17 protein-coding genes are annotated in these 14,191 nt (G+C 53.9%); 4 read left to right on the plus strand and 13 right to left on the minus strand.

Going from position 1 to position 14,191, the window contains the following annotated elements; translation table 11 throughout:
* Positions 1–15: 15 nt before the first annotated feature.
* Entirely contained in the window at positions 16–285 is a 270-nt protein-coding gene (locus NSQ51_RS14200; RefSeq protein ID WP_049624155.1) for a DUF3055 domain-containing protein, read from the plus strand.
* Between the two features lie 58 nt (positions 286–343).
* On the plus strand, positions 344–628 hold the full coding sequence (locus tag NSQ51_RS14205; RefSeq protein ID WP_033010390.1) for a hypothetical protein: 285 nt from the start codon (positions 344–346) through the stop codon (positions 626–628).
* A gap of 34 nt (positions 629–662) precedes the next feature.
* Here NSQ51_RS14205 and NSQ51_RS14210 read toward each other — a convergent pair whose 3' ends face one another.
* Positions 663–938, minus strand: coding sequence for a YutD family protein (locus NSQ51_RS14210; RefSeq protein ID WP_033010389.1), 276 nt, complete (start codon positions 936–938; stop codon positions 663–665).
* Between the two features lie 110 nt (positions 939–1,048).
* On the opposite strand from NSQ51_RS14210, the gene NSQ51_RS14215 reads away from it, so the two are divergent.
* Complete coding sequence (locus NSQ51_RS14215; RefSeq protein WP_033016325.1) at positions 1,049–1,735, plus strand: YhcN/YlaJ family sporulation lipoprotein; 687 nt, start codon at positions 1,049–1,051, stop codon at positions 1,733–1,735.
* Between the two features lie 186 nt (positions 1,736–1,921).
* On the opposite strand, the gene lipA is transcribed toward NSQ51_RS14215, so the two are convergent.
* The gene (gene lipA, locus NSQ51_RS14220; RefSeq protein ID WP_033010386.1) at positions 1,922–2,818 is read right to left on the minus strand and encodes a lipoyl synthase; all 897 of its coding nucleotides are present in this window, start codon (positions 2,816–2,818) and stop codon (positions 1,922–1,924) included.
* A 160-nt stretch (positions 2,819–2,978) separates the two neighbouring features.
* Between lipA and NSQ51_RS14225 the strand changes: the two genes are divergently transcribed.
* Positions 2,979–3,971: a M23 family metallopeptidase gene (locus NSQ51_RS14225; protein ID WP_049624154.1), complete on the plus strand. Its 993-nt coding sequence runs from the start codon at positions 2,979–2,981 to the stop codon at positions 3,969–3,971.
* 59 nt (positions 3,972–4,030) lie between these two features.
* On the opposite strand, the gene NSQ51_RS14230 is transcribed toward NSQ51_RS14225, so the two are convergent.
* The 11 genes from NSQ51_RS14230 to NSQ51_RS14280 form a co-directional block, all read right to left on the minus strand.
* Complete coding sequence (locus NSQ51_RS14230; RefSeq protein WP_049624153.1) at positions 4,031–4,738, minus strand: ABC transporter ATP-binding protein; 708 nt, start codon at positions 4,736–4,738, stop codon at positions 4,031–4,033.
* 1 nt (position 4,739) lies between these two features.
* A complete protein-coding gene (locus tag NSQ51_RS14235) occupies positions 4,740–5,519 on the minus strand; it encodes an ABC transporter ATP-binding protein (RefSeq protein ID WP_033016330.1) in 780 nt (259 codons plus the stop codon).
* Positions 5,494–6,468 (minus strand): branched-chain amino acid ABC transporter permease, encoded by a 975-nt coding sequence (locus tag NSQ51_RS14240; RefSeq protein WP_033016332.1) that lies wholly within the window; start codon positions 6,466–6,468, stop codon positions 5,494–5,496. Before NSQ51_RS14240 ends, NSQ51_RS14235 begins: the two co-directional genes overlap by 26 nt.
* 16 nt (positions 6,469–6,484) lie before the next feature.
* Complete coding sequence (locus NSQ51_RS14245) at positions 6,485–7,363, minus strand: branched-chain amino acid ABC transporter permease (protein WP_033010381.1); 879 nt, start codon at positions 7,361–7,363, stop codon at positions 6,485–6,487.
* Positions 7,364–7,468: 105 nt separating this feature from the next.
* Entirely contained in the window at positions 7,469–8,665 is a 1,197-nt protein-coding gene (locus tag NSQ51_RS14250; protein ID WP_049624161.1) for an ABC transporter substrate-binding protein, read from the minus strand.
* 630 nt (positions 8,666–9,295) lie between these two features.
* The gene (gene yunB, locus NSQ51_RS14255) at positions 9,296–10,042 is read right to left on the minus strand and encodes a sporulation protein YunB (protein WP_033016333.1); all 747 of its coding nucleotides are present in this window, start codon (positions 10,040–10,042) and stop codon (positions 9,296–9,298) included.
* A 52-nt stretch (positions 10,043–10,094) separates the two neighbouring features.
* Positions 10,095–10,397, minus strand: coding sequence for a DUF1805 domain-containing protein (locus NSQ51_RS14260; RefSeq protein WP_033010377.1), 303 nt, complete (start codon positions 10,395–10,397; stop codon positions 10,095–10,097).
* 61 nt (positions 10,398–10,458) lie between these two features.
* Positions 10,459–11,841: a bifunctional UDP-sugar hydrolase/5'-nucleotidase gene (locus NSQ51_RS14265; protein WP_049624160.1), complete on the minus strand. Its 1,383-nt coding sequence runs from the start codon at positions 11,839–11,841 to the stop codon at positions 10,459–10,461.
* 20 nt (positions 11,842–11,861) lie between these two features.
* The gene (locus NSQ51_RS14270; protein WP_033016335.1) at positions 11,862–12,749 is read right to left on the minus strand and encodes a sulfite exporter TauE/SafE family protein; all 888 of its coding nucleotides are present in this window, start codon (positions 12,747–12,749) and stop codon (positions 11,862–11,864) included.
* 23 nt (positions 12,750–12,772) lie between these two features.
* Complete coding sequence (locus NSQ51_RS14275) at positions 12,773–13,621, minus strand: DUF72 domain-containing protein (protein WP_049624159.1); 849 nt, start codon at positions 13,619–13,621, stop codon at positions 12,773–12,775.
* A gap of 125 nt (positions 13,622–13,746) precedes the next feature.
* The gene (locus tag NSQ51_RS14280) at positions 13,747–14,187 is read right to left on the minus strand and encodes a hypothetical protein (RefSeq protein WP_230581366.1); all 441 of its coding nucleotides are present in this window, start codon (positions 14,185–14,187) and stop codon (positions 13,747–13,749) included.
* Positions 14,188–14,191: the final 4 nt, after the last annotated feature.

The raw sequence follows: 14,191 nt of genomic DNA on the forward strand, positions 1-14,191 counted from the left end.
AAGGGAGGAATGGAGATGAGGGAACGGTTTTACTTATACGATGATACGGTCGAGGCAGCGGTCCGGTTCGTCAGCTTTGTCGGCGAGCGGCAGCGGTTCGATTTGGCGTTAATTGAAACTGACCGCTTTTATGGGAAATATTTGGTGCTGGATTTGCAAAGCAACCGGTTTGCCATTCTTGGCCGCGACGATTTGGAGGAGCCGGGCTATATCGAACGCGCCTATGCACTCAGCGAACAAGACGCCGATGAGCTGCGCGCCTTTTTGGACGAATGCCTTTCATAACCTTCCTCGGTTTTGGACATCTTATGAAACACCCCCGACAGCAAGGAAGGTGAGACGAATGGCGGAACGAGAACAATATGCCGACTTTTCCGTCGTCGAAAAACAGCGCAACTTTTTAACCGCCGAAGAATTCCCGGAAGGTCCGTACGGCTCGCCGCGCCGCGATGACGCCCTGGTCGAGAACAAAAGCACGCCGTGGAAGGAAGGGCAGCGCCATTACAGCGCCTTCAACTATGAGTTCAAATCGTTTCACCAAAACATTCCAAGGCGCGATCCGGCCTCCCATCCGCCGCACGACGACCCGCGCCAAAGCGAGCAGTTTCCATACAACGAAGGCGAATGACGTGCGGCCGCCCGGCAGCGGGCGGCTGCCGCCTTTACCGCTTCACCTTGCGCAACACAAAATAGGCGCACCCAAAATTGCAATATTCATACAAATACTCAGACAGCGTGCTGATTTTCGTATCATACGTCGCCTTTTGGTTATGGTCATCGAAAAACCCGCGCAGGCGAAGCTGATTGTATCCCCAATCGCCGACAATGTAGTCGTACTTCCCTAAAATATCGGCGTATCGGGCGCGAAACGCCTCTTCGTTAAACGCGTTTTTGACGTTTTCAACCAGTTCATAACAATGGTTGTTAATGCAAATCACCGCTCTCACCTCGCCTTTCCACTTTCATCATAAACGATGAACCGCACCCAATCAATTACTGTTATCAAACAGCGAACCGCGTGCCACCCTAAAAGCGAGGGGGGCTGACGATGAACCGATGTTGGATCGCCGCCGCGTTCGGAACGGCGATCGCCCTGGCCGGCTGCGCGCAGACGGCGCAGGACGAAAACACCGACGTCTACAAACGGAGCGGCAATACGATCAATGTGACCGACCGCAATGAGCTGTACAACGAAAATGGGGTGCCAAACGGCGATGACACGCCGATGAACAACTTCGGCTACGTCCGCCATCAAAAAAGCCCGATCCTCGGCGATGCAAACGGCTATAACGACATGCCGTCGTTCAACCGCGAGCAAGCCGCCGATTTAATCAGCAAACTGTGCACGCAGCTACCGGGTGTCAACGATGTCGCCACGCTCGTCACCGATGAAGAGGTGCTTGTCGTCTATGACGCCGACACAAAAAATCGGCAGCAAACCGCCGACCAAGTGAAAAAGACAGCGCTGTCCGTCGTTCCCCGCTACTACCATGTGTATATCGCCGACAATCCACAGCTGATGAAAGACATTGAGCGCTTCGGGCTCCTTGATTCGAACGCGCGCAATATCGACCAACTTCTCGATGCCACGATTCAGCGGATGTTGAAATATCCGCAAGGGAAAAAGCTGAGCGACGGGGAAAATGAAAACGGCGAAATGATCAACGAGACAAACGACCACCTCGACCGCGACTTCCGCGACGGCACGCCGCGGCCGACGCCGGCCGGACGGTAGCGAAAGAAAACGGTCTGCCTGTTTCTTAAAGAGGCTCGACCGTTTCTTTTTTCCGGCAACAAAAGCCGCCAGTCAAAGTGTTTGCCGCCTGGGCGCGATGCCCGCATCTCCCCTCGCAGGCTGTTTGGCGGCAGCGAGGGGGGCGGACGCCGGCTTTGACTCCGCAAGCCCGGGCGCCTGCCATCTTCACGCCTTCAGCTGCCGCGCTTTCGCCGCTTCGTTCACCTGCTCGTCGGCATGGTACGACGAACGGACGAGCGGACCGGCCTCGCAATGGCTGAACCCTTTGCTCAGCGCGATTTCTTTCAGCTCTTGGAATTCGTCCGGATGGTAATATTTGACGACTTTCAAATGTTTTTTCGTCGGCTGCAAATATTGGCCGATCGTCAAAATGTCGACATGGTTGGCGCGCAAATCGTCCATCGCTTCGATAATTTCCTCTTTCGTTTCCCCAAGGCCGACCATGATGCTCGATTTCGTCGGAATGTCCGGCTGCAGTTCTTTCGCGCGCCGCAAAAACTCAAGCGAGCGTTCATACGTCGCCCGGGCGCGCACTCTCGGCGTCAGACGGCGCACCGTTTCGATGTTATGGTTTAAAATATCGGGACGGGCGTCCATCAGCGTTTTTAAGTTTTCATACACGCCGCCCATATCCGATGGCAGCACTTCAATCGTCGTAAACGGATTTTTCCGGCGGATGGCACGCACCGTTTCCGCAAACACCGCCGCCCCGCCGTCTTTGAGGTCATCGCGGGCGACGGCCGTAACGACGACGTGTTTTAAATTCATGATGCGCACCGACTCAGCGACGCGTTCCGGCTCTTGCCAGTCAAGCTCGGTCGGGAGCCCGGTTTTGACAGCGCAAAAGCGGCAGGCGCGCGTGCAGACGCTGCCCAAAATCATAAACGTCGCCGTCCGCCTTACCGCCCAGCACTCATGAATATTCGGGCACTTCGCCTCTTCGCACACAGTATGTAAACGATTTTCCCGCATCAGCTTCTTCAATCCGATATAATGTTCATTCGTGTTCAGTTTAATCTTCAGCCAGTCCGGCTTGCGGACATGTTCTTCGTTTGTTGCCATCGTTCTCACTCCACTTGTCGAGGATTGTTCCATTTTCATTATAAATGAAAAACGCGAAAAAACACAAAAAAATAAGCCGCTTTCCTCTTTTTAACATTTATGAATCGCCTGTTTCTCCCCAAACTAAACATATGAAATGGGCGAAAAGGGGGGATTCCACGTGCACCGATGGTTTGTCGCCCTATGGGTGGCGACGGTGTTGTTCATAGCGGCCAGCGCGGCTTCCGCGGCGGAAAACGACGACGCAGTATACGAACAGCGCATGGAGCTGTATAAAAAAGCGGAGGCGGTTTCGCTCATTCCATGGTATTACTTTGCCGCCATCGACCAGTATGAACGGAACATCCGGCAAGCGCGCCGCGACTTGCCAAAACCAACCGGCGTCCTCGGCATTTATATGAAACCGGACGTATGGGCCGGACCGCTGAACAAAAATCCGCACGATACGAACCCGTTTACGATTTCCCAGTTTGGCGGGCTCGGTGTGGACGGAGACGGGGACGGCAAGGCGCGGGCGGATGACGACGACGACGTCATCATGGCCATGGCAAGCTATTTGCAGACATACGGTATCGATCATCGCCATATTAAAATCGCGCTTTGGAACTATTACCAGCGTTCCAAAACGGTGGATTTGATTTTAGGAAAAGTGAAGATTTACAAAAAATACAAGACATTGAAACTGGATGACCATGTCTTTCCGCTCCCGTTGCGGGCGAATTACAGCTACCGCGACACGTGGGGCGATGCGCGCGGCTGGGGCGGGCGCCGCATTCATGAAGGAACCGACATTTTCGCCGGCTACGGCGTGCCGGTCCGCTCGACGTGCTATGGCATTGTCGAACTGAAAGGATGGAATAAATACGGCGGCTGGCGCGTCGGCATCCGCGACATCAACAACACGTACCATTATTTTGCCCATTTGAACGGCTTTGCCGCCGGGCTTCGCGAAGGGCAAATCGTCGAGCCGGGCACGATCATCGGCTCGGTCGGCAGCTCCGGCTACGGACCGCCGGGCACCGCTGGAAAGTTCCCGCCCCACCTCCATTACGGCATGTACAAAGACAACGGCTATACGGAGTGGGCGTTTGACCCGTATCCGCACTTGAAAGCGTGGGAGCGGGCCGAGCGGCAGCAACAGCGGCGCCGCTAGCAGCGGCGGCTGGACAAAAAAGAGGCCGATGTCGGCCTCTTTTCGTCTTTCTGCTTTCGTTAATGCCCGCCCAAATACGCCTGTTTCACTTGCTCGCTCGCCTGCAGCTCGCTCGCCGCCCCCGACAGGACGACGCGCCCGGATTCGATGACGTAGGCGCGGTCGGCGATGGAGAGCGCCATGTGGGCGTTTTGTTCGACAAGCAAAATCGTCGTTCCCGATTCGTTGATTTCCTGAATGATGCGGAAAATCGTCTTCACCAGCAGCGGCGCGAGCCCCATCGACGGTTCGTCAAGCAAGAGCAGCTTCGGGCGCGCCATGAGCGCACGGCCGATGGCGAGCATCTGCTGCTCGCCGCCCGAAAGCGTGCCGGCCAGCTGCTTGCGCCGCTCCTCGAGGCGCGGGAACAGCTGAAAGACTTTGGCAAAGTCTTGTTGAATGCCGTCTTTGTCTTTGCGCAAAAACGCGCCAAGCTCCAAGTTTTCCTCGACCGTCATATTGGCGAACACGCGCCGCCCTTCCGGCACGTGGGAAATGCCTTGCTTGACGATCGTTTGCGTCGCCTTGCCGGCGATCGAAGCCCCTTCGTAGACGATGTCGCCACTTTTCGGCTTCAACAAGCCGGAGATCGTTTTTAGCAGCGTCGTTTTGCCGGCGCCGTTTGCGCCGATCAGCGTGACGATCTCGCCTTTGTTCACCTCAAGCGATACGCCTTTTAAGGCATGAATGTTGCCGTAAAACACATCGATTGCCTCCACTTTCAACACGTCACGACACCTCCTCGCCAAGGTAAGCCTCGATCACTTTCGGGTTGCTGCGCACTTGTTCCGGCGTGCCGTGGGCGATCAATTGGCCGTGGTCCAACACGTAAATGCGCTCGCATATGCCCATCACAAGCGACATATCATGCTCAATCAACAAAATCGTCAACGCAAACCGTTCGCGGATAAACGCGATCAAGTTCATCAATTCTTTCGTTTCTTGCGGGTTCATGCCGGCGGCCGGCTCGTCAAGCAAAAGCACTTTTGGCTGCGCCGCCAGCGCCCGGGCGATCTCAAGCCGGCGCTGCTGGCCGTACGGCAAGTTTTTCGCTTTCTCGTGCATGACGCCGTCAAGCTGAAAAATGTTCAAAAACTCGATCGCCTTTTCTTCTATTTCCTTTTCCCCGCGGAAATGGGACGGGAGGCGGAGAATGGAGCTCGCGATCGAATGGCGGGCATGCGCATGGTAGGCGACTTTCACATTGTCGAGCACCGACAGCTCGCCGAACAGGCGAATGTTTTGAAACGTCCGGCTGATCCCTTTGCGCGTAATTTTATACGGCGGCAGTCCGTTCAACGTCTCGCCGTCAAGCATAATCCGCCCGTCAGTCGGCACATACACGCCCGTCAACAAGTTAAACAGCGTCGTTTTCCCCGCGCCGTTCGGGCCGATGAGCCCGACAAGCTCCCCTTGATATAGCTCCATCGTCACACCGGAGAGCGCCTTCAGCCCGCCAAACTGGATGCCGACGTTTTCTGCTTTAAGCAACGGTGTTTTTGCCGCCATGATTCATTCCTCCCTGCGCTGCCTTCCGCCATTTGAAGAGCGAAGATAGTTCTTTCGTCCCCATCAACCCGGTTGGACGGTACAGCATCACCAAAATCAAGACGATGCTGTAAATGATCATCCGCGTTTCCGGATAGTTTTGCAAGAACGTCGAAACGATCGTCAGCAACACCGCGGCCACCACCGCGCCGGATAGGCTGCCGAGCCCACCGAGGACGACGAAAATCAAAATGTCGAACGATTTCAGGAAGCCAAAGTTCGATGGCTGAATAATGTAAAAGTGGTGCGCATACAGCGCTCCGGCGATGCCGGCGAAAAACGAACCGATCACAAACGCCGCCACTTTGTAATACGTCGTGTTGATCCCCATGGCATCGGCGGCGATTTCATCTTCGCGGATCGAGATGCACGCCCGTCCGTGCGTCGAGTTCGTGAAGTTGGCGATCACCAAAATGGTGGCAAACAGGCAGGCGAACACCCACGGCCATGTCGTCATATGCGTCACCGTCATGCCGCTCGCCCCGCCGACGTAATCGATGTTCAAGAGCGCGATGCGGACAATTTCGCCAAAGCCGAGCGTGGCGATCGCCAAATAATCGCCTTTTAAACGCAAGCTCGGCACGCCGATGATGAGGCCGGCGAGCGCCGCCGCCACCCCGGCAGCCAAAACGCCGGCCGCAAACGGCAGCTGCAGCTTCATCGTCATAATCGCGGAGGCATAGGCGCCAACGGCGAAAAAACCGGCATGGCCAATGGAAAATTGTCCGGTGATCCCGATAATTAAATGAAGGCTGACGGCCAAAATGACATTAATCGCCATAAAAAAGAGGGTATTCACATAAAAGATGTTTAACGTTCCGCTTGCAATCAGCCACTCGACAACAACGAAAAAGGAGAAGGCCAGTATGACGGAAACCCAAAATCCACTCGTCCGCTTCCAAGTTGCCATTGTTCCCTACCATCCTTTACACTTTTTCTCGTACGTTCTTGCCAAACAATCCGGCCGGCCGGAAAATGAGGATGAGAATTAAAATGACAAACGCCACTCCGTCGCGCCAAAGCGAGTAGCCGAGCCCGCTGACGAGCGATTCGATGACGCCAAGCAAAAGCCCCCCGACCATCGCTCCCGGAATGATGCCGATTCCGCCCAACACGGCGGCGACAAACGCTTTTAATCCGGGAAGAATGCCCATCAATGGCTCGATTTTTGTATAATAAATGCCGAAAATAACGCCTGCCGCCCCCGCAAGCGCCGAACCGATGGCGAACGTGGCCGAAATCGTATTGTCGACGTTGATTCCCATTAACCGGGCCGCTTCCGCATCATGAGAGACGGCGCGCATCGCTTTCCCGATTTTTGTCCGGTGAACAATGAACTGAAGAAGGACCATCAAAACGAGGGACGTGCCGAGGATGAACAGCGACTGGCTGCTGATGACAACGCCAAACAGCTCCAAGTTCCGATCTGACAGCAACGTGCTCGGATACGCTTCCGGCTGCGCCCCACGCAAATAAATGATGACGTACTCAATGAGCAGCGATACGCCGATCGCTGTAATGAGCACAGCAATGCGCGTCGCGTTGCGCAGCGGCTTGTACGCAATCCGCTCAATGACTACCCCGAGCACGGCACAGGCGGCCATCGCCAACAACAGCGCTGGGAAAAAACCGACGCCGAGCATCGTCACAGCGTAAAAGCCGACGAATGAACCAATCATAAAGACGTCGCCATGGGCGAAGTTAATGAGCCGGACGATGCCATACACCATCGTATAGCCAAGCGCGATGAGCGCATAAATGCTGCCTAGCGAAATGCCGTTGACCAGCTGTTGAATGAGTTCCATGATTGCACGCTCCTTAACGAAAACTCGTCGTTGGCCAAAAGAAATGCCGGATGGGAGGGCGCCCCTTAGGGGCCTCCTCTGTCCACGCATCCATCCAGCCTTTTATTACGGATTCACTTTTGTTTTAAATTGCTGCTGCCCGTCTTTGTATTCCAAAATAATGGCCGATTTGACAGGATTGTGGTTTTGATCGACCGTAAATGTTCCCGTGACAAGCTGCAAATCTTTCGTTTGCGCCAGCGCGTCTTTAATTTTCACCGGATCGGCGCTGCCAGCCCGTTTGATGGCATCCGCCAAGAAGTATGCCGTATCGTAGCCAAGGGCGTTAAAGGCGTCCGGCGCTTTATTGTATTTCGCTTGGAACGCTTTGACAAATTCTTGAATTTTCGGATCCGGGTCGCCCGACGAATAATGGTTCGTAATGTACGTATTGTTCAACGCGTCTTTGCCAGCAAGCTCAATCAGTTTTGGCGAATCCCAGCCGTCGCCGCCCATGATCGGGATGTTCAACCCAAGCTCTCGCGCTTGTTTGACGATCAAACCGACTTCTTCATAGTAGCCCGGCAAGAATAAAAATTCCGGATTGGCCGATTTAATGCTCGTCAGCGTGGCGCGGAAGTCGGTGTCTTTCGCCACATACGCTTCTTCGGCAACAATTTGGCCGCCGCCGGCTGTAAATGTTTCTTTAAATGACGCCGCCAGCCCTTTCGAATAGTCGCTCGCGCTGTCGATCAAAACAGCCGCCTTTTTTACTTTCAAGTCGTTCAGCGCAAATTTGGCCGCCACCGTTCCCTGGAACGGGTCGATAAAGCACGTCCGGAAGACGAACTCGTTCACTTTGCCATCTTTGACGGTCACCGTTTCGCTCGTCCCAGACGGTGTAATAATCGGAACTTTATTGTCATTGGCAATTTGCACTTGAGCGAGCGTGTTCGTGCTCGTCGCCGAGCCAATGATGGCGACGACTTTATCCTGGCTGATCAACTTGATCGCGCCGTTCGTCGCTTCGGCCGCTTCCGATTTGTTGTCGACTTTCACCAACTCCAGCTTTTTGCCGTTGATTCCTTCTTTGTTGATTTCCTCAAGCGCCAAGTCGAGCCCTTCCGCAATCGACTGGCCGTATGACGCGGCCCCGCCGGACAGCTCAAGGTTGGCGCCGATTTTAATCACATCGCCGCCCCCGCCTCCGCCGCTGTTTCCGCCTGAAGAACTGCCTCCTTGCTGGTTGCCGCCGCAGCCGGCCAAAAGACCCGCCGTCAGCATCAATGAGAAAAAGACACCTGCTGCTCTTTTTTTCTTCATTTCTTGTTCCCCCATTGTTCAAAATGTTCTGTCACCAGAGCGCACACCTTTTTCTGCATACTATATCGATAGAGTCCGTATGCCTTGTGCGCTCGTGCGCCGCGCCGGATGGCGCCGCAAACTGATGCATGCCTTCCGATGCCGGCCGTTCATCCCCCCTCTCAAACTGATATATAAATAATAAAATTATTTTCAATTTAATATAATATTACAAAATTCGAACCAACTCGTCTAGTTGTTTTCTATTTAAAAAACAAAAAAGCTGTTTCCTCTTGACAAACGCCAGAGAAACAGCCAAAGCCCCTTCGCCGAGAAGAACACTTTTTTTGCATAACATTTCCATGTTTCTGTAAAAACCATTCCCAACGGCTGACGGGCACCCGTCAACCTAACGGAACTATATAGATGCAATTTGAAGCTTTGCCATTTGCAGCTTTTACCCGAGTATTTGATCGACTGTCGGGCGACCGAACAACGCCGCTTAAAGACCCATATATGGGTCTGTGAAGCAGGCGGTTGTTCGATCCTCCGTCACGCCTTGGCTTGCCTTCGACAGTCGAACGAGAACGATCGATTTAGGAAGATGACAGTCGCCGGCCTTTTAGAGGCGCACATTGACAGCCTTTCCCACTACCGCTTCGGAAGCTGGATGGACGGGCCGACTTGACCGCCGTTTTTGTTGTAAAATTGCGGCACTTCTCCCGGAATAAAGCGCATCACAACTGGAATATCTGTTGTCACATTGGAAATTTTCGATGCAAAAGGAATGACGACCTGGATGTCGACCGATACATGAATATCAATTTCAATAAAAAAACTGTTAATATCATACGCTCGAATTTCTTTCGTCACTTCCGATTCGACATTGCCAACGATCTGAAACTGCACCGGAATGCGCGGGCCGAGGTTGGCGAGCAGCACGTTGTTCGTCACTTGGCCGAGCGGGATATAGTAAATGATCCCGCGGCTGTCCCCTTGGCCGGATTCGACCTCAGGCAGCACCATCCGTTCGATCCGTCCTTCTGTCGCCGCCTTTAAGCTTTCCATCACATGATCATCCGTCTCCGATAAGATGCGATTGATCACCGCGGTGTCAAAATCGACCGACACAATTTTGCCGCTTTCGTCCTTTTGAACCGTGACCAGCTGCCGAAATTCAGGGTTGTCTTTTTGAAACTGCTGCTCAATGGCGTTATTGATCACCAAGTTGGCAATCCGCTTCGTTTCCGTTTCCGCAATTTCCATCAGCATCGGCTCAATGCCTTTATTCACGATCCAAAGCCCGGCCGCTGTGGAAAACATAAAAAAAACGAATGTCAATAAAAACACGTAGCGGAACGGAAGCGGCCCTCTCCGCACAAATCGGGGGCGCAGCAAAATGAAATCCCTCCTTTACAAGCTATATGTATGCTTGCAAGGAGGGATTTTTTCACCGCATTTTCAACAGCGCGTCTTTTCCTTTCATTCCCCGTTTGATGCCAAGCTCCTCGGCGGCGACTGTCACCGATTCGAGCGGCGCCTCAAGCAACTGCTCGACCGTGCGCACCCCGACCGCCCGTCCGGCGACAATGCCGCGGTCGCGCAGCTTTTCGTTCAATAACGCCACATCGAGCGCCCCGCACATGATGTACCCTTTTTCACTCGCCACCGCCAGCAAGTTCGTTTTCGGCAGCTGGACGGACACCGCGACAAACGGATGTCCCTCAATGATAATCGGCTTGACTTCCACCATCGCCGCAGTCACTCTCCTTTCCATACTCCAATGTATGAAGCATGGAAAAAGAAGTGCCTGCCTATTGGGCCAATTTCCAGGCGAGAAGATCGCGCAAAAACTCCGGCATATAGTACGTTTTCTCCGCTGCCCGCTGAATTTGCGGATAAAAATGACCAATGGCAAACATGTCGGTCGTCGCCACGTCATAGGTGCGCTCCGGCTCGAGCGGCTCGCCGTTGATTCGAATGGCGCGGATATGCCAGGCGCCGTCTTCTTCCAGCTCCGTTTCGATCTCGACGCCGTCGTACACCATTTCTCCCATCACTTCGCCGCGGAAGCCAAACCCTTTAAAACGAAAATGCTTCATCCGTTCCGTATTGGCCTCAAGGATAATCTCTTTGAGCTCCGCGCCGCGCAGCTTCACCTTGCACGGGTTGAGCGGATGCGGGCAAATGCGATGCAAATCTTTTTTCGTCACCGGTCCTCTCGCAAGCGGTTCAAGCAGCACCCCGGCGTTCACCATCCCGATGTCCGCCTGGCACCATTCGCGCAGCGCAGACGCAAGCAAACGGGCAAGCGGCGACGGAGCGAACCAGTCAAGCGGCAAGTCATCATGGAGCACGGCGACTTGTTCCGCTTCAAGCCGCGCCAAACTTTTCTGTTCAAGGGAGCGAAGGCGGCACGCCACTTCTTCGGAAAACGGCATCACACCAGCATCCAACACCTTCGCAGACGCCCGCCCAAGACGTCGCCCTTCCACTTCCAGCTTAACGACACCGACATATTGTCCGTATTTCCCAGCCGCGCAAAGAAGCGCACCGTTTACTTCCTTACCTTCTGGAAACACATGGTGGGTGTGAGCGCCCAACACAATATCCACGCCCGGAATCGTTGCAGCGATTTTTTCATCTTCATTCACCCCAAGATGAGACAGCACAACGACGCAATCGGCCTTTTGCCTTACTTCCTCCACCGCCGCTGCCAACATGTCAAACGGCGGAACGATCTTCCAGCCGAGCAGCTCGTAAAAGTGAGAAAACGGAGCGGTGGCGCCAACCACCCCAATGCGAAACGTCTCCGTCGCCGGGATGACGACATACGGAAGCGCCCAATGCGGCCGCACGCCATCGCGGCGAAACAAATTGGCGACAACGACCGGAAACCGAGCCTGTTCGTACAACGTATCCAGTTCATCATGATCAAGGGTGATCCCTTCGTTGTTGCCGATCGTCACCGCATCATAGTGAAGATCGTTCAATAAGTCCACATTCGCTTTTCCACGCGTCGCCTCGGTAATCGGGTGCACGCGATCGAGAAAATCGCCGACGTCAAACAACAGCATCGCCTCGTTGCGAGCGCGATGTTCCCGTCTCCGTTCCGACAAAAAGCGGACGATTTGCGGCCAATGTTCAAAATGGCTGTGCACGTCGTTCGTATGATAAATGTAGATAGTTTGCTTCAAAACGCGCGCCCCTCCTTCCATTACGCCAAACTTTCCCATACAAGCCGGGCCCCGAGCAGTACAAGCACTAGCCGCAGCACGACGACAAGCATCCGGCTTGGCATCCGCTTATTGATCCACGCCCCGGTTTTCGCGCCGATCCATACGCCGGGAATGAGGGCAAGGGCAAACGACCATTGCACATTTCCCATCGCGACATGGGTGAGTGAACCGACGAGCGAGGACAAAAAAATCATCAACATCGACGTCGCCACCGCCACATGGGGCGGAAAGCGAAACAGCACGATCATCGCCGGCACCATGAGCGAGCCGCCGCCAATGCCAAACAACCCGCCGAAAAAGCCGACCACAAACGCGATGGCGACCGCCATGAGCGGTTGATAGCCGTATGTGAACACCTCGCCGTTTCGGTCCGTGTACATTCGCACAACACGCCGTCGCCACCATGGCGCCGGCCGCGCCTGCTCCGCCGCTGTTCGTTCGGCCCCGTTTTCTTTCGCCGCCGCCGTCTCGTCAGCCGAACGCTTCGTTTTCTTTTGACTCAGCGACAAAAAGAGCGACATGGCGATTAAAAACAGCCCAAAATACAATGAAAAATGAGCGGCGCTCAGCGTATTGTTCACCCAAGCGCCGATGACCGCCCCGGGAACGCTGCCAAGGCAAAAGAGCAAGCCGCTTTGATAGTCGACCATTTTGTCTTTCATATACGACAATGTGGACGATAAGCCATTGAAAATAATGACGACAAGCGACGTGCCGACCGCCACTTGCGGCGTCACCGCCGACAGCCAGCCGAGCGCGCCGAAAAACAGAAGCGACGGCACGATGATCACCCCGCCGCCAAGGCCGGCCAAACTGCCGACCGTCCCCGCGATAAAGCCGATCAAGACAAGCAACGCATACGCCATCCTCCATCCCCCTCTTTCTCGCTTCAAAACAAACCAAGCTGCCGCGGCGCAAGGCCCGTGTACTCAATGCCAAGCAAATCGATCAATTGTTTGGCGTTGTCGGCGGCATCGCCGCCGGAGTTGTTGTTAAACAGCACGTAAATCTGTTTCGTTTTTTGTTTTAATACCTCTATATGGCGCACCCACTCGCGCAGCTCGCGCTCATTGTACCGGTATAAATAGCGGACCACCCTCCAGTTCTCGCCGGCCGTCGCCTTGTTCCAGCCGTGAACATTCCGTCCGTGCAGGCGGATGAGCGTCTTTTCCCGGTCGGTCGGATGCAAAACGGTCGGCACCGACCCTTCCCCCGCCTGCGGCTCGTCGCAAATTGTGTGAATCCACCCTTCTTCTTCCATAAAGTGAAGCGTTTTTTCATAAAAGCGCGGCGAAAACCACGATTGGTGCCGAAATTCGAGCGCCGCCGGCACCTCCCCCATCCGCGCTTTTGTCCAGCGCAAGTACGCCACATGCTCGCGCCGACAGTCAAACCACGGCGGAAACTGAAACAGCACCATCGCCAATTTCCCCGCTTCCTGAAACGGCGCGATCGATTCCAGAAACGCGGCAAACATCGCTTCCTTGCTTTCATACGGAATCGGGCCGCGCTCATGCCCGGTCATTCCTTGGTATGCCTTCACGATAAACTGAAACGGCGGCGGCGTTTCCCGAATCCATTTTTCCACATTCGCCCGCGGTTGAATGGCGTAAAAGTACGAATCGACCTCGACCGTCGGAAAATGGGCCGCATATTCCGGCAGTTTGTCCTTCGCAGCAAGGCCCGGCGGATACAAACTGTCATGATCGCCCCAGCCGGTCAGTCCAATATAAATCATGGCCATCACCAGTTTATTCAGCTTTCAGATATTTTAACTATACCATAAGCAGGTCGGCCATGAAATCAAAACGACTATTGGCACGTTGCTCTAAGGGGGAATGGCCTGCGACGCGGCAAGCAACGTTATTCTTGCGTCAAGTAATTGAAATGTTTATCCGTGATATAGGTGAGATCAATATCAAAATTCATCTTATCTAAGATCGGTTGAATGTACTCGATTAAATGTGTGCCAACCCCAAAATAATCAGGGAACTTCGTAATATAAAACGAATGATTATTATCACAATCGGGCTTATGTTCAACTAACCCTTCGATGACCTCAATGATTCGGTCCACCATATGTTGTTCTAATGTTTTCTCTGAAATGATGACCGTGTGGATATAATTCTCCGCGCCTTCAAATGAATCCTCATCCTCGATTCCCTTTAAAATGGGAAAATCATCGAGAACACTAGGTCTCCTGTAATCCAAAATCAATAACATACAAACCGTTTCACCATCTTGGTCATCTAAACGAAACAACTCCAGATCTCGCAACTTCAACATTCTGATCAATTTCCACATTCCT

Origin of the sequence: Geobacillus sp. FSL K6-0789 (assembly GCF_038593135.1) — a bacterium.
Lineage (GTDB): Bacteria > Bacillota > Bacilli > Bacillales > Anoxybacillaceae > Geobacillus > Geobacillus stearothermophilus.